This is a genomic window from Flavimobilis soli, from assembly GCF_002564025.1.
GTDB lineage: Bacteria > Actinomycetota > Actinomycetes > Actinomycetales > Cellulomonadaceae > Flavimobilis > Flavimobilis soli.
This window is the reverse complement of the sequence record NZ_PDJH01000001.1, coordinates 2,317,913-2,339,907: the sequence shown is the minus strand read 5'-3', so window position 1 is coordinate 2,339,907 and position 21,995 is coordinate 2,317,913. Positions and strand designations below refer to the sequence as shown.

Genomic DNA, 21,995 nt, shown 5'->3' with positions numbered 1-21,995 from the left:
GGGGCGCAGTCGTATCTCTGTCGGGCCGGGTCAGGTCACTTGACCTTGACGGTCTTGGCACTCGACGTGCTCGACGACGTCGTCGCGTTGCCCGTGTACTTGGCCTTGACCTTGATCGCCTTGGCGTACTTCTTCGGCAGCGTCACGGTGATCTTTCCCTTGTGCGAGCTCTTGAGGGTGACCGTCTTGACGACCTTGCTACCGACGTAGACCTTGACCTTGCCGGTCGCGTACGCGCCGGTGTTCAGCTTGCCGACCGTGACCGTGACCTTGGGCTTGGCGTTCTTCTTGAACGTCTTGCCCGTGACCGCGACCTTCTTGGCGAGCTTGGCCTTGGCCACCGTGAACTTCGCGGAGGCGGGAGACGTCGCTGCCGTCGTCGTGGCGGTCGCCGCGACGGACGCGGTGACCGTGTACGAGCCGACCGGCTGCTTCGAGGACAGCGTGAGCGTCGCCTTGCCTGCGACGATCGCTGCCTGCCCGAGCACGGTCTTCCCGTTCTTGAACGTCACCTTGCCCGACGTGATGCCGGTCACGACCGTGGTCACGCGCGCCACCGACTTGTGGCCGTAGGTCTGCGTGGACTTCGACCAGGTGGGCTTGGACAGCGTGACCTTGGTCGGTGCGGCCGGCTTCGGGGTGGGCGTCGGCGTCGGCGCCGGGGTAGGCGTCGAGGTGGGCGTCGGCGTCGGCGCCGGGGTGGGCGTCGGGGTCGGCGTCGGCGTCGGGGTCGGCGTCGGCGTCGGCGTCGGGGTGGGGACGGCACTCGCCTCCACGGTGACGGCCTTCCAGGCGCTGTGGTAGGACGCGTCGCCCAAGTAGTAGGCGGAGATGCGGTACCTACCGGCTGCCAGCGGGTCGGTCGTGACCGTCGCGACGCCGTTGACGACCGGTACGGTGCCCAGGTCAGCCTCGTCCGTGTAGAACATGACGTGTCCGGTCGCGGCGGATGGCAGCGTCGCAGTGAGCGTGACGCTGGCGCCGGCCTGGACCTTTGTGCTCGACGCTCCAAGGGACATCGACGGGGCCACGCGTCGGTCTCGTGCGAGACGCATCGTCCCGATCGACCCGGGCGCCTCGACCGCCGTGGCGTCATCGAGCGTGGTCCCGCCGTAGTACTGCTCGAGGTAGGTCGAGTCTCCCTCGACCATCAACCGGTACTCGCGTCCGGGAACGAGCCCGCGCACCTCGAACGTTCCGTCGGCCCGGCTTTCGGCCGTACCGCCCAGGCGCCACTGCTCAGCGTCTTCGTCCCAGGCGTAGGCCCGGACACGCACACCCGCGGCGGGGCTGTCGTCATCATCGTCCGTGAGGGTCCCGGTGATGGAGGCACCCGCCTCGAGCGTCACGTCGCCCAGATCGCGGTCACCGTCGGTGAGCGTGACCGACTCGGCATCTGCCAGGGTGGCACCGCCAAAGTAGGTGGACGAGAAGCCGCGCCCGTATCCGAACCCGATGCGGTAGCTGCGGTCGGGCCGGAGCCCCGTGAAGGTGAACGTTCCGTCGTCGTCGGTCTGCACCTCGTCGTAGTGGTACCACTCTCCGGCGTCGACCGGGTCGCTCGCGTACAGGGTGACCCAAGCACCGCTGACGCCGGTGGTGCCGTCGGAGGTGACCCGTCCCGAGATGCTCGGCCTGACCCGCAGGCTCACCGTGTCGAGGGTGGTGCCCGTGCGGGTCGCCTGGACGTCTTCCGCGTCGTCGAGCTGCCAGGCGTCACGGTAGTACTGCCCGTCGTAGCGGTCGTCGTCATCGCTGAACTGCAGACGATAGTCGGTGCCGATGCTCAGCCCCCGGATCGTGTACGAGCCCCGAGAGTCAGTCGATGTCGACTTCACCCAGACCCAGCTGTTGTCGGTCGCGTCCCACCTGAAAGCGCTGACCTCGATGCCGCTGAGGGTCCTCGCGCCGGTTACGCTTCCGGTGATGCTGCCACCCGCTCGGAGGGTGACCGTGGGGACAGTGTTGGGGCCACCGACGAACGTGTAGCCCGTCGCTGCGCTCACGGTGCTCGCACCGCCCGAGAACACCGTCTCGTGGTTACCGCTGGGCACGTAGCGGAGGCGGTACTCCACCCCAGGCTGCAGGCCCCGGATCGTGAACTTGCCCTTGGAGTCCGTCCACGCCCAGGCGACCTGCTCCCACCAGCCGTCTTCGTCGGCCCGGTACGCCGTCACTTCGACGTTGCCGAGCCCCTGCGTGCCGTCCGTGGTGACCAGGCCGGCGATGCGCGCTGCGCGCGGCAGCGCGGTCGGTGCGACCTGGGTGTCGCCGGCCACGATGCGCACGTCCGTGGCAGTGCTGAAGCTGCCGCCCCCGCCGTAGTACGACGTGATGTATCGGTCCTCGTCAACGAAGCGCAGGCGGAACGTCTCGCTCGGGTCTAGGCCGTCGAGGACATAGCTACCGTCAGCGTCGGTCTCCGTGTAGGCGACCGGGGACCATTCTTCCCACTCGTCGTCCCACGTCGCAGCGGTGACCTCGACTCCGGCGACGCCGTCCTCGGGGTCGCCAGTCACAGATCCGAGGATCCTCGCGCCGACCGCGAGCGTGACGGTGTCGAGCGTCGTGCCGCCGGCCTGGAAGACGACGTCGCTGGCGTTCTTGAGGGAGTCCCCTCCGTAGAACGTCGGCGCGTAGCCCCTGGCCGAGCCGAACCCGATCCGGTAGCTCTCGCCCGGGGTCAGGTCGCTGAACGCGAAATCTCCGCTGCCGTCGGACCGCGTCGAGTCTTCGCGGTACCAGTGGCCGTCCTCGTCGCGCATGTACAGAGTGACGCGCACGTCCTCGATGCCCGTCTCGCCGTCGGAAGTGACGCGTCCGGTGAGGCGGGGACGCTCGCGGAGAGTCACGGCCTCGAGCGTGACACCGTCCTCGGTGACCGTGACGTCCTGGGCGTCGTCGAGGTCGGTCGCGCCGAGGTAGTACTGCACGGCGTATCGCTCGTCTTCAGGGCCGAACCGGAGCCGGTAGGTCTGGCCGGGCACAAGGTCGCTCAGCGTGTAGGCGCCTTCGTAGCTCCAGGTGCTCGACGCGGTGGCCCAGCTCTCCTTGCTCTCGTCCCAGAGGTAGGCCTGCACGCGTACCTCGGGCGTGTAGCCGTCCTCGGCGGCGACGGTTCCGGTGATGCTGCCGGACCGGGGCAGCACGACGGTTCCGACGGAGTTGGTGCCTGCCGTGACGGTGGTGCTCGTGGCTCCCGAGAGGGTCAGAGCCCCGCCGGAGTACACGGTCGCGAAGCCGCGACCGCCGTAGTACTTGATGCGGTACGCCTCCCCGGGGACGAGGCGACCGATCGTGAAGTGGCCGTCCTCGTCCGTGTACGTGTCATTGAACGGCTCCCACGAGCCTTCGTCGTCGTAGTAGAGCTCGACGTTGATCTCTTCGAGGGGCTGCCCGTCGGCGTCGGTCACGGTTCCCGTGATGCGCGCCGCAGGCGGGAGCGTGGTCGTGCCCGCCTGGTTCGGCCCAGCGACGGCGGAGATCCGCGCCGCGTCAGAGCGGTTGGTGGAGCCGCCGGCGAACGTGGTGATGTAGCGCGGGTCGCTGAACGCGAGGGTGTAGTCGACACCGGGCGCGAGCCCGTCCACGGCGTAGCTCCCGTCGGCAGCGGTCGCCGTCGAGACGTCGGTGTAGCTCCACCAACCGCCCTCGTCGTCGTCGACCCAGCGGAGGACGCTGACCTCGATGCCGTCGACGCCTTCCTCGGGGTCCCCGACGACCGTGCCGGTGATCTGTGCGCCGGCGGTCAGGGTGACAGTGCGCAGCGTGGTCAGGCCAGGCTGTGCCTTGATGTCCTCCGCGTCGCTGACGTCGCTCGCACCGCCGTAGAAGACGGGGGCGTAACTACCTGCGTTGTCGAAACCGATGCGGTAGTCGACGCCGGGCTCGAGCCCCGCGAACGTGAACGCTCCGCCCTCGTCGGTCCACTCGGTGCTGTTAACGAACCAACCGCCTTCGTCCCAGCGAGAGGGGTAGTAGAGGTTCACGCGGACGTCCGCGACGCCGGTGGTGCCGTCCGAGGTGACCTTGCCGGTGATCTTGGCCGCAGCGGTCAACGTTGTCGAGCCCACCGGATTGTCGCCGCTCTGGACGGCCAGCGCTTCCGGGCCCTCGCTGTCATCGTCACCACCGACGTAGGCGGTGACGAACTCGCCGTACTTGTCGATCACGAGCCGGTAGTACTGCCCCGGGACCAGCGCCCCGATCGTGTAGTGAAGCGCCCTGGGTCTGATGGAGACTCGCGCTATTTGATTCCGACCAGCAGTTCGCGGTCGGCTTGGACAGCATAGAACGCGTTCTCGAACTCGACGGGCGGGACGTCGCCGAGGTAGCCATGGAGACGTTGCGCATTGTGCCAGTGCACCCACCCGAGCGTCGCGAGCTCGAGGTCCTCGACGGTCTTCCACGGTCGTTGGCGGGCAGGTCCGCGGACGAGTTCGGTCTTGTAATAGCCGTTCACCGTCTCGGCCAGGGCGTTGTCATACGAATCGCCGACGGTTCCGATCGAGGGTGTCGCGCCGATCTCCGCGAGGCGTTCGCCGTAGCGAATCGACGTGAACTGAGAGCCCGCGTCGCTGTGACAGCGCAGATCGGCGTGGCGTGCACCGCGGGACCAGCGGGCCATCTCGATCGCGTCGAGGACCATCTCGGTGCGCATGTGGGACGCGACCCGCCAGCCCACAATCATCCTGCTGAACGCGTCGACGATGAAGCACACGTAAGCGACGCCGGCCCAGGTGGGCACGAACGTCAGGTCCGTCACCCAGAGCCGGTTTGGTGCGGTCGCGGTGAACTCGCGCTTGACGAGGTCCGGGTGCCGCGCCGACGCCGGATCCGGGCGGGTGGTCTTCACCCGCTTCGACCGTCGGGCGCCCTCGATCCCCGCGACCCGCATCAGCCGGGCGGTCTGATCCCGACCGATCACGATCCTCGCTCGTCGGGCCGCCTTCCACAGCTTGCGGACCCCGTAGACGCGGTAGTTCATCTCCCACAGCTCGACCAGCCGCGGGATCAGCTCCTCGTCCCGCAGCGCGCGAGCCGAGGGGGCGCGGGTCTTGGCGGCGTAGTAGCTGCTCGGGGCCACCTGCAGCAGTCTGCAGATGAGCTCGACTCCGAGCCGGCGACCGTCGACCAGGTCGTCCTTGTTCGCGTCGATGAACGCGACTACTTCCGGTAGTGGCGGTCGAGCTCCGCCCCAAAGAAAGACGCCGCACGCTTGAGCACCTCGTTGGCGCGGCGAAGCTCCCGGTTCTCCTGCTCAAGCTCCCGCACCCGCTGCGCTTCGGCGCTGCTCACGCCCGGGGTGACGCCGTCGTCGATGTCGGCCTGCTTGACCCACATCCGCACGGACTCGACCCCGTAACCCAGCTGCGTCGCGACCCGCTGCACCGTCCCCTGCGTGACGCCGAGCTCAGCGCGCAGCGTCCTCACCATCCGCACTGCGGCGGCCTTCTCCTCGCTCGAGTAGCGACGCGTCGTCGGCTTCCCATTCGCCAGTTCCTTCGGCATGACTCCATCCTCGTTTCCAAGGTCAGGAGTCTCCAACAAACTCAGGGCGCTTCAGAACTGGCTCCGCCAAGCAGATGTCGAGGAAGGCAAGCGTCCCGGTCAGACGGCAGACGAGGCCGCCGAGATGCGAGAGCTGCGCCGCCGTAACCGTCTCCTCGAGCAGGAGAACGAAGTCCTCAGGAAGGCAGCGGCATATCTGTCGCAGGCGAACCTGAAACTGGGTGGCTCCCCAAAATGACGTACCCGCTCGTTGCCGAGCTCGCCGAGGCGGGGATCGCCGTCCCGGTGTCGTGCCGGGTCCTGACGCTCGCAAGACAGCCCTACTACCGGTGGCGCAATGACCCGATCCGCGACGCGGACGTCCTCCGCGCATATCGGATCAACGCCCTCCACGACGCGCATGAGGACGACCCGACGTTCGGTTACCGATACCTCGCTGACGAAGCACGCCGCGCAGGGTGGCGGATGAGTCGCCGGACGGCGTGGAAGCTGTGCTCGCAGGCTGGGATCCTCTCCTGCGCGCAACGCCGCCGGCGCGGGAAGGGCAAGAAGGCCGGCCCACCCGTGTTCGACGACCACGTGCAACGCGTCTTCCGGGCCGATGCCCCCGAACCGGGTCTGGCTCACCGACATCACCGAGCACCGCACGACGACCGAAGGCAAGCTTTACTGCTGCGCGATCAAAGACGTCTTCTCAAACCGGATCGTGGGGTACTCGATCAGCGACCGGATGACCTCGAAGCTCGCGGTCGACGCACTCCGCAACGCCGTCGCCCGCCGCGGCGATGTCGCCGGATGCATCTTGCACGCCGACAGGGGCAGCCAGTTTCGAAGCCGCGCCATGGCCCGGGAACTGCGCCGGCACGACATGGTCGGTTCGATGGGCCGAGTCGGCGCCGCGGGCGACAACGCAGCTATGGAGAGCTTCTGGTCGCTCCTGCAGACCAACGTACTCAACCAGCAGCGGTGAACCACCCGGCAGGATCTGCGGCTCGCCATCGTCGTCTGGATCGAGCGGAAGTATCACCGGCAACGAGCCCAGGACTCCCTCGGCGGCTTGACCCCCGTCGAGTTCGAGTCCAAGCTGGCCGAGCCGCTCACCCTCGCGGCCTAAACCACACCTGTCACCAGTTCGTTCCTCACGCCCACACGCCGTAGCCGGCGGTGTTGGGCGCTTCGTGAAGGAACCAGGCAGCAGTGCAGGACATTGGCTCCGACATCAGTCGGTTCCGTAGATGTCGCGGGTGTAGATCTTGGTGGCGACGTCGTCGAGCTCGGGGGCGCGGAGGTTGGCGACGATGACGTCCGCGCGGGCCTTGAACTCGTCGAGGTCGGCGATGACCATGGCGCCGTAGAACCCTGCGCCATCCACGGTGGGTTCATAGACGGGACACCCAGATTGCAAAGAAGAAGACATAGCGTTTCAGTGATACTCAGCGATCCTTCACGCTGTCGACAGGCCGAACTCTTTCTGCCCCTGCTCCTGCTCTGCCACTACCCGACGATCGATACCGAAGTCGCCAGAGATCGACACACGAGCTCCTTGACCTCGCCAGACCGCGCACGCAACAAGAGGAAGCATCGGGGTTAAGTGGCGTAGAGCGGAACCATAGTCTGGCTCAAACAGGGACTGCGTCACAAGAAGCGCGACCGAAAGCCCGACGCAGCGCACAACAAGCGGGTCTTCGCCGACCTCCAAATGCCGAACCGCACGATATAGCACAATCCAGATGAACGCGATGAAGAGCGCAATGGCGAAGTAGTAAATGCCGCCCCTAAACAGGACTGGAACCGGGAGGATCAAGGCCCAGTAAGTCAAGACGTTGTTCACCACTCCCCCAAGCGGCTCAACCAGGTTCACAAAAGGATCAATTCTAGTACCCACATCTTCGGCGACCCTCCCCGCGTTGACCGAGCTCCTAAACGAGTTCGCCGACGCGTCGAGCACAACGAACACAGCAAGACTGAGCCCCGCTGAGCCAGCCATCCCCCATGCCGGGAGCGAGCGGGGCCGAAAGCGGCGCAAGACAAAGATCAACACAAGAAAGACAGCTGCAACTACGAGCCAATACTGGCGAAACCAGTAACCATACGCGACCATTAGAGCCAGCAATGCTGCATTCGACCAACGTCCGATCGGGAGCACAAGTGCCGCGATGGCAATTGGCGTCACGAATACGTCTTTCGAGTAGTAGCCTAAATAGACCGCCGCAAGAAGCACCGCGGAACAAATAATTGCTACGCCCTGCCATGTGCGAGCGTCGACTTTCGAACGGCGCCAAGCAAGGAAGATTGCAAAGACGGCCAACGAATAGCCAACCGTATAGGCCAGCAAAGGTCGCGTACCGAGGCCCAAGAACCGGTACACCATCGCAACGTTGACGTAACTATCGTCCGCTTGCGCTCGCCCTCGGGCGATCTCCCCTATCAAAAGTCCGTCGGCCAAAAAGCGCGGAGGCAGGACATCGTCGCGAAGCAGAACAAGAACGAAGCCAAGAAGAACTGTCTCGGTGATGCAGAACCATTGGATAAGGTCTCTCGGGCTGATCCTGGCAACGCGTAAGCCAATCTTCATCTGTTGGCTCCTCTCGGAAACCCGGAGAAATTGAGCATGGCCAGAGCCCTGGCACGGCTCACGTCCACGCGGTCACCCGCCAGAGACAATTCCAAAATGCGGCTCACGAGCTCTAGGGTCACCACAGAAGAGAGGTCTGAGGGCTCAACGCACCGTTCGGGTGTGCCCATCATCGCCATCATTCCCGCGACTTTACCCTGATAGGAGACAGCTACGGCGGGCGTCCCGGAGGTCAGAGACAGTATGGCGAGATGCATCCTTCCGGTCACAGTAATGGTGGCGCGCGCACACAAATTGAGTACCTCATCGACAGTAGGGAGCTTGGATACACTCCATATCTGATCAACACCAGTAGCCTCGGCCCGTTGGCGCAATCGCTCATGTCCGACTATGTCAGCCGCGGCGTTAGGGAGCAAAATCACTTCCAGACCGCGTGATCGAAGGAGTGAAAGAACCGAGATATAGCGGTCCATCTGCACGTCGGAGGCACTCACCACGGGATTCATGTTGACGATAGCGAACGGCGCCTCGCTGACGAATAGTGGAGGAACTTCGTCTACCTGCGGCCGACGCATGAAGACCATATCTGCGGCGCTCGTCACTGGGGCCACCCCGAGCTCCAGCATCCGATCACGCGAGATCGCGTCTCGTGCTATCAGAGAGACACCGGCATCCGCGGCGCGCACTGCGGCTCTCTGGACCGCGGGCAGAACCCTTGGGCTCCAAGAAAAGCCCACTACACGACATTCGACTCCGCGTCGCTGCGCAGTTTCGAGGAGCGTCCAGAGCGCGACAACACTTCGCGCATGGTAAACGCCATCAATAATGTCGGCTCCGGCGACGGCAAGAGCTCCACCCTTGCCAGCCAACTTGGCGATCGCGCGCATGGCCGCGACCTGGCGCCGGATCGATCCCGAGTGCACCCCGCGGAGCATAACCTCGCCGGCGACATCCGATCTCGTTTTGGAGAAACCAGAACGAGAGTCGTAGACAACAGTCGGACGCACTGACGAGTTCTGGCAGAAGGAGTCGAGCATTGCTTGATCTCCCAGGTTGCCAGCCGATGGAGGCGCGACAAAGACAACCCCTGTCGCATCGCCAGTTACGTCACCGCGGAGGACGCATCCAACAGAAAGCCGAACCGCCATCTGAGTAATGAACAGCATCGGTGTAGCGTCACGCACGAGCCGCTTTGCCCGCCGAACTAGCGCGTAAACTTGCTGAGCCCGCGGTGACCGCATTTCTAGCAACTGCTTAACTCGATATTTCACGAGATCATCTCCCTAATAGCCTGGCGCACGAGTGCAGCATGCACCAGGTACGACAGCATCACGACAATCGCGAGACCGAGCAAAGTAAATGACGGCCCGCCGAGTAACACAACGGCCAAAGTAGCAAGAAGCCTAGCGGCCTCCCACACAAACCGCGCCCTGTCGCGTCCAAGAAAGGCGAGCACACGTCCGACGGTCGCCAGTGCAATGTTGCCGAGAGCAAACAGCGCCACCGCAGTTGCAAGAATTGTCAGTTCGCGTATTGAGCGGTCCGTTTCGAGCGCGAAGAAGGCAAAGGCCAGAGCGACAAGGGCGCCGACCACCGATATCGCTAGGCCAACTACCGTACTATTCCGAATGGATCTGCCAACCCTGATGGCGTCTTTGTCTCGGACCGCCCGGGCTACCCATATATCGAGCTTTGTGCCTATAGTCTGCCAACCAAGCGTCTGAAAGCCAGAGACTATTCGCATCGCGGCCGACCAAGGTCCAGCCATCCACCCGAGCGCCGGCGCAATCATGCCGCCAGCCTGGGAAGCTAGAGTACCAAAGGTCAAGCCCACTACAAGTCTCCTGGCATTCCACAGCCCCGATAGTCCGATAGCAAGTAGAGGCCAAGCGTCCAGGACTAGCGTCACGACCATCCGCCCGTGTCTACGCCCGATGAACAGTAGAGCGGCTAAGTACGCCGCGCCGTTTGCGACCAAGTACATGGACGGAGGCGCGTCCAGCACTGTAACGAATAACGTGAACAGGAATGCGCTACACCCATACAGCAGACGGGCATTCATGGCTTCCCCGTAGGCGCCCTTTCGAGTATACCAAGCGAGCGAGATGACAAACGCTGCCTGCCCATACGCTGCGCACCATACGCTAGCAATTACGAGTAACGCGGAGTCTGCATGGCTAGTGCCATAGACTGCGCCGTAGACGATCGCGACGAGGCCGCTCAAGGGAACTCCTGAGATCAGAGCGCCTAATAGCCTCCTGCTCGCGATCGAGTCGTCAGGCTCGGTCGGCAACTGGTAGGACATTGCACCGGTTATCAACGGTATGCATGTAGCGATTACCGCCGTCGCAGCTACGACAAATATCAATGCGTCGGTTCGATGCAACAAAACGGGTAGTATGGATGCGCAAAATGCCAGGCATTGCGCAAGGAGACCGCTGGAACCCGACCGCAGCGTCTGCCAGCGTACTGGAAGTCGCGCACCTATTGCACGCCTCAGAGTCGAGAGTTTTCCTTCATCATCGGCTCTTGCGGTCACTCAGCCACGCCCGTTCGGCATATCCGCGAGACAGCATTATCGATATCAGTGCGAAGGCGTGACCAACTGAAAGCACCCGACGCTGCTACTATTCCGGCGGTCGAACAGTCAGCATAGCGCGCGGGATCACTTAATAGGCGCTGAGCCGCATCCGCGATGGCCAGCGAAGTCGCCGCCTCGGCTACGAGGCCACAGCCGCTCTCATTAACCTGCTCGACTAGTCCCCCGACGGGTGCCACAATGCACGGGACGCCGAGAGCCATTGCCAGCGCAACGACACCTGACTGGCTGGCTTCCGTATAGGGCAGGATTATGAGGTCCAGTTCAGACATGATGGTGTTAAGTTCGTCGTCGGGTATCCACCGCGTGTCAGCTAGTATTTCCTGGCCCATACGATCAACGTCCGGCTTGAGCGGGCCGTCGCCATACACTTCGATGCCGCGCGTAAAGCCTTGCGAAATCAGAATCCTCGCAATTTCGGGAAGCAGGTCAATTCCCTTATACTCCGTTAGTCTACCGACGAAACCGATACGACAGGTTGCAGGCGGTGGAGGGCTCTTCCGTGGCGCCGTTTCCGTACGGTGTTCGAAAGCCGGATGCCTGCTCTCGACAACATTTGCTCCATTTGCGCTGAGCGCCTCAGCGCTCGGAGAAGAAAGCGCCACCACCACATCGGCGCGGCGCAGTTCCGCCCTCCTCATCATTCGATATATTGCCCCATTCTCCCCTGCGTGATGTGTTCCGTCGTGCACTATGGTTACATAGACCACATTCTTCGGGAGCACGAGTGGCACCGTGAGCGATTGGTGTATCGACTCCATCGTGGAAATCACAACTCGCGTATTGCGGCGCGTCAACATACGACGGATTCGGACAGCCTGGCAGAGCGACCTCGGGTAATTTAGAAGTACACCGGCCTTGCTTCGATAGGTCCTTACGGTGACTCGATCAGTCGAGATTTTTGAGAGCTCGTCGCCAATATCAGCTCGCGCGTTATAGGACAACGTGAAAACGTTGCCACTGCGGGCGTACTCCCGAGCTATGTCCGCAAGAAAGCGTGGGCCTGCCCCTGTCTGACCCCAGTGTAGAATCAGGGATTCTGGGTTATCGCTATGCTCCATGTGTGCTACTTCCCGGCAAAGTTCGTGTAGAGGTTGGTGATCTCATCGAAGCGATCCGTTGATTGATGAGTTCTGCGAACGTGATCGGTCGCACCAATCTCGCGTTGAGCTTGCAGTGCTGGATCAGTGACCACACGCCGAAGTTCATGGTGCAAAAGCTCCTTCATCCCGGCGGGGACGGCGACTCCGTGAATGCTGATAATGTGTCCCAAGTCACCCACATCGTAGCCCACAATGGTGCGTCCCATGGCGAGGGCTTCGAGCGGCACGAGTGCAGCTCCCTCCCAATGCGATGGGGCGACAACTATGTCGCACGCCGCGTACCAATCCCGCGGATCCTCGCAATCTGTCACGAATCTTACTGTGTATCCGTCGGAACTTGCCTCAAGTACTCGCTTGTCAGGCCCCTGCCCCAGCAAGACGAGGAGCACGTTTGGCGTTTCCTCTTCAATCTGCTTCCAGATTTCCAGAAAGTCAATCTGGCCCTTCTGCTTCGTGAGTCGACCTACACAGAGAACCATTCGTGCGTCACTCTTGATTCCAAGTCGCTCCCTCGCGTCCCGGCGATCTCTTGGCTGGAACTTGGTGGCATCGACGCCGTTGCGCACGAGTCTCGACGAAGATATAGAGAGAGAATCAGAGTGTGCTAGCTCATCGCGACTTAAGCAAAGTGTTAGGCAAGTCCATCGAGATGCGGTCCGTTCCCACCGGCGAACTAGAAAGCGCCAACTGGCGGGCGCTGCCCAATCGCCCCAGGCGTGGGGCTGGTATATTGTCGGAGTCCGCCCCTTAACAGCAAGTCGGCCAGCGAGCCCGGCTTTTGTGCTGTGTAGGTGCAGGATCGACGGCGTCTCGGTCTGGATTATTCGCTGGAGTTCTCGCACTTCCCTCCACGTCGACAGTCCCGGTCCACGCCGCGCATTCCAGTGATGAAGGACTATTTCCCGAGCCTTTAGTTCGGCAGCCAACCAGCTATCGCTCGGACCGGCAACGGTGACCTCATGCCCTTGGGCTGCCTGCCATGTCGCCAATTCTAAGACGACCCGAGCAACGCCCGCTGATCCTGGTTGCGTGACATGCATGATCTTCACACGGCGCTCCCTTCTAAAGACCCCGGATAGTTTATTGCTATTCGCGCAGAAATAGCGCCTCATGAGGCTAGCTTTTACTCGAGATTCTTGCACGATGCCGGTACTCCGAGAGGCTCCGACCGGCATTTGTCACGTCTCGAGAGGAGCAAACTTGTCAGCGAGCGCCTTCCCCCGCGATCATGGCTTTCGCTGTTCGCGCAAGCAGGAGTGCGTCGCCGAATACTGTCCAATTCTCCGCGTAGTAGACATCTAGGCGGATGCTCTCGTCGGCCTCCAGGTTTGACCGCCCGCTCACCTGCCAAAGCCCAGTGAGCCCGGGTCTCACGAGAAGGCGACGGCTCGCCTTGCGGTCATACAGCGCCACCTCGGCGTCGATCTGCGGCCGCGGTCCCACGAGGCTCATCTCACCACGGAGCACGTTGAACAGCTGCGGCAGCTCGTCGAGCGAGTATCGGCGCAGGACCCGTCCGACCGGCGTCACGCGCGGGTCGTTCTTCGGCTTGTAGAACATGCCGATCTCCTCGACCCCCTCGGCCGCCAGGACTTCCGCGAGCCGCTCGTGAGCGTCGGGCACCATCGACCGGAACTTCAGCATCCCGAAGTGCTCCCCGTTCCGCCCCACGCGCTGCTGCGTGTAGAAGAGCGGCCCTCGGCTCGTGACCTTGACCAGGACTGCGATCACCAGCAGAACAGGCGAGATCGCGATCGTGATGAGCAGTGCAAGAACCCAGTCGAACACGGACTTGAACACGTAACGAGGGCCGTCGAAGCGGGGCTCGTCCACGTGAAGCAGGTTGGTGCCGCTCACGGGCGTCGACACGAGGCGCTGCCCGGCGACGTCGGTGAGCGCCGGCGCCAGCGCAAGGTCGATCCCTGTGCCCTCCAGGTCCCAGCCGATGTGCCGCACGAGGTCCGTCGTCAGCTGCGGCGAGCTCGTGAGCACGACCAGGCTTGCCCCGTACCGCTGCGCGGTGTCAGCGATGTCGACGAAGTCGCCGACCGTCTCGACACCCTCGAGCGGCTCCTCACCCGGCGCCAGGCACACGCCAACTACGCGGAGGCCCGCATCGGTGGCGAACTCGAGCTCAGCGACCATCTCCGCCACCTGCTCGCGGGCGCCAACCACGAGGACTCGGTCGCAGTGCCTGCCCGAGCGGCGCCGCTTGACCAGACGCTGCCGCGCTAGCCACCGGTTGAGCAGCAGCGCCAGCGTCCCGAGCGGGAAGGCGATGAGGAGGAACCCGCGCGCGATGTCGATCTTGAGCGCAAGGCAGACGATCGCGACCATCGAGAACGCCAACCACGACGCCTGGAAGACCGCCGTGTACTCCGGTGCGCCCGTGCCGACGACCCTGCGGTGTCGCGTCCTCTTGGCGGCCATCGCCACGCACCAGACCGTCAGCAGCCCCAGCGACAGGATGAGGTAGCTCGCGTGCACGCCGTTCGAGACCCGTACGCCGTCGTGGCCACGCGGGAATCTCGTGACATAAGCGATGAGGAGTGCGGCACCGAGCACGAAGGAGTCGCTCCAGCGCAAGCCGTTCACGTACGAGCGCAACCATGAGTCAGGAGCGGCCGCCTGCTCCGGTAGCACGACACCGTTGTCGTGCGGGGCACGCGTCGTCGCGGACGCGGTCATGTCTTCCTGAACGCTCATGCTGCTCTCCCCTGGGTCCCCTGTCAGCGGGCCCTGGGGTTGTGCGCGGTGGGGAACTCTCCTCCCGGACGCGGTCCGAACCAAAGGCCTCACAGAGTATGTCGGCCGGTCACGACCGCTCTCTTAGGCCCCTTGGCCGCCCAGCCACTCCGTGGATGTGCTTGCACACACGCCCTCCGCCCGAGTGCGCCTCCCGTAGGCACCCCGCGAACGACGTGACCTGCGGATATAGCGCCATTCCTCGCGCGGAAGCCCGTCATTTGTGACGTGCGCCACTTTCCGCCGAGGTGACCACCAGGCGGACTCCGTCAGAAGCCTCTGTCCACCAGCGAAGGGGCACCTCCGGCGGACCCTGGTGGTTCTTGTGAGTGTCCTGCGGCCCACCGCGGCTCCCCTCCGGCGCACCCTTTCGCTCTGAGCGTGCGGCGGTTCTTTGCTTTTTCTTTGCGCACGGGCGGTTCGCCCACGATGATCGAGGGGTGACGATCACGAGCTTTGCTCCCGAGTCCCGCACCGCTCCGACGGGCACGGTCAGAACCCGCGCAGCGTGGCGCACGCGTCCGCGCCAGCTTGCCGCGGCGTCGGCCGCCGCGCTGCTCGCGCTCCTCACCGTGGTCGTCGGCGCTCCCGCAGCCTCCGCAGCCGCTCTCCCGGCCGAGCCGCCCGCGAACCTCCGTGACCGTGTCACTGCAGACCCGTCGTTGCTGTCAGACGCCGACGTATCGCAGATCGAGGAGGCGCTCGACTCCCTGGCGGACGAGACGGGCCTCGCGGCCTACGTCGTCTTCACGGACGAGTTCGACGGTCGCAGCGGCGAGGACTGGGCCGTCGCGACGGCGGAGAAGTCGTCGTTCGGCGCTCAGAACGTGCTCTTCGCGGTCGCGACCGAGGAGCGCAGCTTCGGCATCGCGACGAGCAACGACGGGCCGCTCGACGACTCGGACGTGCGAGACATCGAGCGCGCCGTGATCGACGACCTCGGCGACCGCGACTGGGCGGCGGCGTCGCTCGCGTTCGTCGCGGCCGTGCAGGACGCCTATGCGGGGACGGGCACCGGCGCAGGCTCGGGCGGCGGCTCGGGCTTCCTCCCCGTCCTGCTGGGGGTCCTCGTCATCATCGGGATCGTCGGTCTGGGGATCTGGCTCTTCGGCCGCAAGAAGGCCCCGGCCAAGGCCGTCGAGGGTCTCGAGGCGCTGCCGACGCAAGAGCTTGCCCGCCGCGCGGGCACCGCCCTGGTCCAGGTGGACGACGCCGTGAAGACGTCGGAGGAGGAGCTCGCGTTCGCGCAGGCACAGTTCGGGCTGCAGGCGACCGACAAGTTCTCCGCCGCGCTCGCCGAGGCTCGTGCGACGGCGCAGCGCGCGTTCGCGATCCAGCAGCAGCTCGACGACGACGTCCCGGAGCCGGAGCACGTCAAGCGTTCGATGCTCGTCGACATCATCAACCTGTGCGGCTCGGTCGCCGCGACGCTCGACGCCCAGACGGCGGAGTTCGAGGAGCTGCGCGACATGCAGGCGCGCGCACCCCAGCTCCTCGACGAGCTCGACCAGCGCGCCGACGAGGTCCGCGCACGCCTGACGACCGCACACGCCGCTCTCGAGGAGCTCGGCCGCCGCTACCCCGCGTCGGCGCTCGCGTCGATCAGCACGAACCCGCCCCAGGTCGAGGCGCTCCTCGCTGGCGCGGCCGACTCGACCCGCGCCGCGCGGGGTGACCTCGAGCGCGACGACCGTCCGACGGCGGTCGTGCGCGCCCGCGGCGCGCAGCAGGCGATCGCCCAGGCCGCGGCGCTGCTCGACGCCGTCGACCAGGCCGGCGAGGACCTCGCCAGCGCGGGCCCGCGCCTGCAGGCAGCCCTGGCCTCGATCAGCTCCGACCTCGACGACGCCGCGCGGCTGGCACCGCAGGACGCCGCCGTCGACACGGCGGTCGAGCGCGCTCGCGCGGCCGTCGAGCTCGGCCGCGCGGCGCAGTCCGGCGGTGACCCGCTCGCCGCGCTCGCCGAGCTCACGCACGCCGAGGCGCAGATCGACGGCGCCCTCGCGACCTACCGGGAGGCCGACGAGCAGCGCAGGCGCGCCGAGGCTCTTCTCGACTCCCTCTTGGGCCAGGTCGACTCGCAGATCCGCGCGACGAACCAGTTCATCGAGACCCGTCGCGGCGCCGTCGGGCCGGAGGCGCGCACGCGCCTCTCCGAGGCGATCCGTCACCTGGGCAACGCCCACCAGCTCCGCCCGACCGACCCGGTCCAGGCGCTGTCCGCCGCTCAGCTCGCGCAGCAGCTCGCGACGCAGGCGCAGACGATGGCCCGGCAGGACGTCGACCGCTGGCAGAACAACCAGAACACACCGTTCGGCGGCGGTGGCGGCAACAACAACGCAGGCCTCATCCTCGGAGGCATCATCCTCGGCGAGATCCTCGGCGGCGGGCGCAGCGGCGGCTTCGGCGGTGGCGGGTTCGGCGGAGGCGGCTTCGGGGGCGGCGGCTTCGGCGGCGGAGGTGGCGGAGGATTCAGCGGCGGCGGCGGCCGCTTCTGACGAGGCACGAGCGACGCCCACGGCCCGGGCGACGCCGCACCGCACGTCCCAGCAGGGCCGCACAGACCAACAAGGCACAGACCGGCAGCATCCCGTATCAGGAAGGCGACACCATGGCTGAGAAGCAGAGCATCTTCGGACGCGTCACCCAGCTGGCCAAGGCCAACATCAACGCGCTCCTCGACAAGGCCGAGGATCCTCAGAAGATGATCGACCAGCTCATCCGCGACTACACGAACAACATCGCGGAGGCCGAGCAGGCCGTCGCGCAGACCATCGGCAACCTGCGTCTCGCCGAGAAGGACTACCAGGAAGACGTCGCCGCGGCGGCCGACTGGGGCAACAAGGCGCTCGCCGCCTCGAGCCGCGCGGACCAGTTCCGTGCGCAGGGCAACACGGCGGAGGCCGACAAGTTCGACAACCTCGCCAAGGTCGCGCTGTCGAAGCAGATCGCCGCGGAGTCCGAGGCGAAGCAGGCCGAGCCGATGATCGCCGCGCAGAACGACACGGTCGAGAAGCTCAAGAGCGGGCTCGCGCTCATGAAGGACAAGCTCGGCGAGCTCAAGACGCGCCGCGACCAGCTCGTCGCCCGCCAGAAGTCGGCGCAGGCGCAGAACGCCGTCCAGGGCGCGATCTCCTCGATCAACGTCCTCGACCCGACGAGCGAGCTCTCCCGCTTCGAGGAGAAGGTGCGGCGCGAGGAGGCGCTCGCCCAGGGGCACGCGGAGCTCGCCGCGTCCTCGCTCGACTCGCAGTTCGCCGAGCTCGAGGCCGACGCCGGTCAGATCGAGATCGAGGCGCGCCTCGCTGCGCTCAAGAACCGCGGCGCCGTCGGCGGCATCCAGGCTGCTCAGATCGAGGCGCCCGAGCACGGCTGACGCCGCAGCGAGCTGCCTCGGACAGCAACGTGGCCCCGATGCGTCCTAGGACGTACCGGGGCCACGGCCGTACCGGGCGGGCTGTCGGGGGCCAGCCGCCGCAGGCAACGGAAGAAGTGTCACACAACAGCCGACATGCCGGAGCACACTGCGCCGGTGTGTTCCACGAACGTTCGGGTGATCGTGCACGTCAGGTCGGTCAGACGGGCCGCGTGGGCGATCGCGTCCATCACGATCTCGGTCGCATCGAGACCCGCGGCACGCACCCAGGTCGCGAGCAGGTCGGCGTCGCCCTCGGGCCGGAACTGGACAGCGACGGCCGACCTGAGCCGGAACGCATGGAACGGGTACATCGCCGACGACGCGAGCCACGTGGCACCAGCCGGCAGTTCGACGATCGCGTCGGAGTGCATCGTCGCGACGAGCGTCGGCTCGCCGCGACGCACGGGGCCGGTCCCGTCGTCGACGCCCGCGCGTCGGGCGACCGCGCCGAACATCGGGTCCTCGGCGGCCTCGGGCCGCCAGGAGAGCTCGACGACGCCGGCCTCGAGGCCGGGCGGGGCGTCGAGGGCGACCCGGCCGCCGCACGCGACGGTGAGGAGCTGCGCGCCGAGACCGGTCGCGAGGGTCGGCAGGTCGGACGCCACGGCGTCGGCCAGCAGGGCGCGCAGCGCGGGCAGCCAGGGCGCGGCCGCGTCGTCGAGCACGCTCGCCGACCCGCCGAGCACGACGAGCCCTGCGTCGCAGCCGTGCACGTCCGGGACGACGTCGCCGTCGAACGGGCGCACGACGCGCACGTCCACGTGCTCCTCGAGCGGGGCCGCGAGCGCCCCGAGGGGCGAGTCCGCGCAGCTCTGGACGACCGTGACGGTCGGGCGCACCGGTGTGGAAGGGCTCTCAGGCATGGGAGGGACGCTAAGCCGCGCCGCTCGGCACGTGCAAGCCGCCCGTCCAGGTCCCGACCGGGCGGCGACGTCGGACCACTAGGATCGAGGTATGTCGGATGTGAGCACGGCCCCGCGCAAGACCTATCTCATCGTCGACGGTGAGAACATCGACGCCACCCTCGGCGTCAACGTGCTGGGCCACCGGCCCACGCCGGACGAGCGGCCCCGCTGGGACCGCATCAGCGACTTCGCGGCGAGCGTGTGGGACCAGCCCGTCCAGGGACTCTTCTTCCTCAACGCGACGTCGGGCCAGATGCCGATGCCGTTCGTGCAGGCGCTCCTCGCGATGAGCTACCGGCCGATCCCCCTCGCGGGCGGCCCGGGACTCAAGGTCGTCGACATGGGTATCCAGCGCACCCTCGAGGCGCTCGTCCCCCGCGACGCCGACGTCATCCTGGCGAGCCACGACGGGGACTTCATCCCGCAGGTTGACGCGCTGCTCGACGCCACCCGCCGGGTCGCGGTCCTGTGCTTCCGCGAGTTCGTCAACTCGCACATGGCGGAGCTCGCCGACCGTGGCCTCGAGTTCTTCGACCTCGAGGGCGACGTCAACGCGTTCAACACGATCCTGCCGCGCGTGCGCATCATCCCGATCGAGGAGTTCGACCCGCTGCGTTTCCTCTGACGCACACCGCCCGGTGTGCCGGGCGCGGCGCGCCCGGTGCACACCCCCTCAGTCGCGTCTCAGGCAGTTCTCAGAATCGCGGAGCATGCTGGAGACATGACCACGACCGAGGCGCGCCTTCTCGTCGTCGACGACGAGCCGAACATCCGTGAGCTCCTTGCGACCTCCCTGAGGTTCGCGGGCTTCGAGATCCACACGGCTCCCGACGGCGCGACCGCGCTGCGCCTCGCGCGCGAGGTCCAGCCGGACCTCGTCCTGCTCGACGTCATGCTCCCCGACATGGACGGCTTCACCGTGACGACGCGCATGCGGGAGAAGGGGCAGACGATGCCGGTCCTCTTCCTCACGGCGCGCGACGACACGCAGGACAAGATCACGGGTCTGACCGTCGGCGGCGACGACTACGTGACCAAGCCCTTCTCGCTCGAGGAGGTCATCGCGCGGATCCGCGCGGTGCTGCGCCGCACCCGCGGCGACGACACCGCGGTCAGCGACGCCGTCCTGCGCTTCGCGGACCTCGAGCTCGACGACGACACGCACGAGGTGCGCCGCGGCGGTCGCCTGATCGACCTGTCCCCGACCGAGTTCAAGCTGCTGCGCTACCTCATGCTCAACCCCAACCGGGTGCTGTCGAAGGCGCAGATCCTCGACCACGTCTGGCAGTACGACTGGGCGGGCGACGCGAACATCGTCGAGTCGTACATCTCCTACCTGCGTCGCAAGATCGACGCTCCGGTCGACGGCGTCAAGCCGCGCCCGCTCATCCAGACGAAGCGCGGTGTCGGCTACCTCCTGCGCGAGCTGCCGGGCAGCTGAGCCCGCATGACCACGCCGGTCCCTCCCCCGCCCCCGCCGCCTGCGGCGCAGACTCCTCCCGACCCGCCCGCGGCGGCCGGGCCTGAGGCTGCGGCAGCCCGACCTGCGCCACGCGAGCCGTCGACCGCGGAAGAGCCCGCCTCACGTCGTCGGCTCCTGCGCCTCCCCCCGTTCCTGGGCAGCAAGCTCCACCGGGTGCCGCTGCGCACCCGGATGACGCTCATCACGACGGTCGTCCTCGTCGTCGGCCTGACGATCTCGACCGTGGCCGCGACGACGCTCCTCGAGCGCTACCTGCTCGAGGAGCGCGACCGCCAGCTCGTCGCGTCCGCGGAGTCGATCCTCCAGGTCCAGGACCTCGCGTCGCTCGGCTCGAACCCGTCGCTGCCGTCCGACTACGTCGTCCTGCTCCAGCTCGAGGGTGGCAAGCGCCAGTACGTCAGCTCGGGCACGACGGCGTCGTGGGGCGCGCCGCTCATCCCGACGCTCAAGCCCGGGTCCTCGGTGACACAGGGCCGGCCGTTCACGGTGCCCGGCGCGGTCGCGACGCCGCGCGACCGCGCGTCCTACTCCGACTGGCGGGTGGTGGCGCGCGACGTCGAGCTGCGCTCGGCGTTCGTCGTGCAGGACGCCGTGCTCATCGTCGCGCTCCCCGTCGCGGACATCCACGCGACGACGGCGCAGCTCTGGAAGATCCTCTCGCTCACGTGCGCGAGCATCGCGGTGCTCGGCGCGACGCTCGGCTACCTCGCTGTGCGCCGCTCGCTGCGCCCCCTGCGGACGATCGAGCACACGGCCCGCACGATCGCCGACGGCGACATGAGCCAGCGCATCCCGCCGATGCCGCAGGGCACGGAGGTCGGCGCGGTCGCGAGCAGCCTCAACACGATGCTCGGCAAGATCGAGGAGTCGTTCGACGCGCAGGTCGCCTCGGAGGCGCGCATGCGTCGGTTCGTGTCGGACGCGAGCCACGAGCTGCGCACCCCGCTCGTGTCGATCCGCGGGTACGCCGAGCTGTACCGGATGGGCGCGGTCACGACGCCGGAGCACACCGCGGAGTCGATGGCGCGCATCGAGTCGTCGGCCGTCCAGATGGGCGCGCTCGTCGAGGACCTGCTGTCCCTCGCCCGGCTCGACGAAGGACGCCCGATGTCGCTCGAGAGGCTCGACCTGCGCGAGGTCGCGAACGGCGCGCTGGCCGACCTGCACGCAATGGACCCCACGCGCGCGACGGCGCAGGTCGCCCTCGCGCCCGACGGCAGCGACGTCGCGCCCGTCCCGGCGGTCGACGGGTCGGCGGCGGTCCCGCCCCCGCCCGTGACCGTCGTCGCCGACCCGGCGCGCGTCCGCCAGGTGTTCACGAACCTCATGGGCAACATCGTCAAGCACACCCCCGAGGGGTCGGCCGTCGAGGTCGCGGTCGGCGTCGTCGACGGCCGCGCGGTCGCCGAGGTGCGCGACCACGGTCCCGGCATCCCTGCCGAGCACCGCGACCTGGTCTTCGAGCGGTTCCACCGCGTCGACCCGTCACGGAACTCGTCGTCCGGAGGGTCGGGCCTGGGCATGGCGATCGTGCGGGACATCGTGACCCGCCACGGCGGCACCGTGGAGGTGCGCGAGACGCCGGGCGGAGGGGCCACGCTGCGTCTCTCCTTCCCCCTCGCAGACGACGGTGCCAAGTCTGCCGGGCGGTAGTAG

Annotated in this window: 15 protein-coding genes and 1 pseudogene; 6 read left to right on the top strand and 10 right to left on the bottom strand. The window is 66.4% G+C overall.

All coding sequences use genetic code 11. The annotated features are described in order from the left end of the window. Window positions 1-35 precede the first annotated feature (35 nt). Together ATL41_RS13190 and ATL41_RS10600 are read right to left on the bottom strand one after the other, a co-directional pair. Complete coding sequence (locus ATL41_RS13190; RefSeq protein WP_169924555.1) at window positions 36-4,172, bottom strand: carboxypeptidase regulatory-like domain-containing protein; 4,137 nt, start codon at window positions 4,170-4,172, stop codon at window positions 36-38. Window positions 4,173-4,246: 74 nt separating this feature from the next. Then, window positions 4,247-5,511 (bottom strand): IS3 family transposase gene (locus ATL41_RS10600; protein WP_245854530.1). Its coding sequence is split into 2 segments (ribosomal slippage): window positions 4,247-5,199 and window positions 5,199-5,511, totalling 1,266 coding nucleotides; the frame shifts between segments, so codons are not numbered across the junction. Here ATL41_RS10600 and ATL41_RS13710 point away from each other — a divergent pair. Then, window positions 5,510-6,625, top strand: a pseudogene (locus tag ATL41_RS13710) (IS3 family transposase). The gene ATL41_RS10600 and the pseudogene ATL41_RS13710 overlap by 2 nt on opposite strands. Before the next feature lie 105 nt (window positions 6,626-6,730). Here the strand turns inward: ATL41_RS13710 and ATL41_RS10585 are convergent. The 7 genes from ATL41_RS10585 to ATL41_RS10555 all read right to left on the bottom strand — a co-directional run bounded on the left by ATL41_RS10585 (window position 6,731) and on the right by ATL41_RS10555 (window position 14,494). After that, window positions 6,731-6,883 carry a hypothetical protein gene (locus ATL41_RS10585; RefSeq protein ID WP_219810390.1) on the bottom strand — a complete coding sequence of 51 codons (153 nt, stop codon included), beginning with the start codon at window positions 6,881-6,883 and terminating at the stop codon, window positions 6,731-6,733. 72 nt (window positions 6,884-6,955) lie between these two features. After that, entirely contained in the window at window positions 6,956-8,086 is a 1,131-nt protein-coding gene (locus ATL41_RS10580) for a hypothetical protein (RefSeq protein ID WP_098458438.1), read from the bottom strand. Then, entirely contained in the window at window positions 8,083-9,252 is a 1,170-nt protein-coding gene (locus tag ATL41_RS10575) for a polysaccharide pyruvyl transferase family protein (RefSeq protein ID WP_169924554.1), read from the bottom strand. Before ATL41_RS10575 ends, ATL41_RS10580 begins: the two co-directional genes overlap by 4 nt. Before the next feature lie 101 nt (window positions 9,253-9,353). Continuing rightward, window positions 9,354-10,391, bottom strand: coding sequence for a hypothetical protein (locus tag ATL41_RS13070; protein WP_143556610.1), 1,038 nt, complete (start codon window positions 10,389-10,391; stop codon window positions 9,354-9,356). A 230-nt stretch (window positions 10,392-10,621) separates the two neighbouring features. After that, the gene (locus tag ATL41_RS10565; RefSeq protein WP_425432671.1) at window positions 10,622-11,410 is read right to left on the bottom strand and encodes a glycosyltransferase family 4 protein; all 789 of its coding nucleotides are present in this window, start codon (window positions 11,408-11,410) and stop codon (window positions 10,622-10,624) included. 341 nt (window positions 11,411-11,751) lie between these two features. After that, the gene (locus ATL41_RS13615; RefSeq protein ID WP_281253889.1) at window positions 11,752-12,828 is read right to left on the bottom strand and encodes a glycosyltransferase family 4 protein; all 1,077 of its coding nucleotides are present in this window, start codon (window positions 12,826-12,828) and stop codon (window positions 11,752-11,754) included. A 163-nt stretch (window positions 12,829-12,991) separates the two neighbouring features. After that, window positions 12,992-14,494 (bottom strand): sugar transferase, encoded by a 1,503-nt coding sequence (locus ATL41_RS10555; RefSeq protein WP_098458433.1) that lies wholly within the window; start codon window positions 14,492-14,494, stop codon window positions 12,992-12,994. 479 nt (window positions 14,495-14,973) lie between these two features. Here ATL41_RS10555 and ATL41_RS10550 point away from each other — a divergent pair, with 479 nt between their 5' ends. Together ATL41_RS10550 and ATL41_RS10545 are read left to right on the top strand one after the other, a co-directional pair. Further along, the gene (locus ATL41_RS10550) at window positions 14,974-17,031 is read left to right on the top strand and encodes a TPM domain-containing protein (protein WP_169924552.1); all 2,058 of its coding nucleotides are present in this window, start codon (window positions 14,974-14,976) and stop codon (window positions 17,029-17,031) included. 113 nt (window positions 17,032-17,144) lie between these two features. Continuing rightward, entirely contained in the window at window positions 17,145-17,909 is a 765-nt protein-coding gene (locus ATL41_RS10545; RefSeq protein ID WP_098458431.1) for a PspA/IM30 family protein, read from the top strand. A 119-nt stretch (window positions 17,910-18,028) separates the two neighbouring features. On the opposite strand, the gene ATL41_RS10540 is transcribed toward ATL41_RS10545, so the two are convergent. Beyond that, window positions 18,029-18,814, bottom strand: coding sequence for a type 1 glutamine amidotransferase (locus tag ATL41_RS10540; protein WP_143556609.1), 786 nt, complete (start codon window positions 18,812-18,814; stop codon window positions 18,029-18,031). Between the two features lie 91 nt (window positions 18,815-18,905). Between ATL41_RS10540 and ATL41_RS10535 the strand changes: the two genes are divergently transcribed. The 3 genes from ATL41_RS10535 (at window position 18,906) to ATL41_RS10525 (ending at window position 21,992) form a co-directional block, all read left to right on the top strand. Beyond that, on the top strand, window positions 18,906-19,481 hold the full coding sequence (locus tag ATL41_RS10535; protein ID WP_098458429.1) for a PIN domain-containing protein: 576 nt from the start codon (window positions 18,906-18,908) through the stop codon (window positions 19,479-19,481). Window positions 19,482-19,577: 96 nt separating this feature from the next. After that, window positions 19,578-20,297 (top strand): response regulator transcription factor, encoded by a 720-nt coding sequence (locus ATL41_RS10530; protein ID WP_098458428.1) that lies wholly within the window; start codon window positions 19,578-19,580, stop codon window positions 20,295-20,297. Between the two features lie 195 nt (window positions 20,298-20,492). Next, window positions 20,493-21,992 (top strand): sensor histidine kinase, encoded by a 1,500-nt coding sequence (locus tag ATL41_RS10525; protein ID WP_245854769.1) that lies wholly within the window; start codon window positions 20,493-20,495, stop codon window positions 21,990-21,992. Window positions 21,993-21,995: the final 3 nt, after the last annotated feature.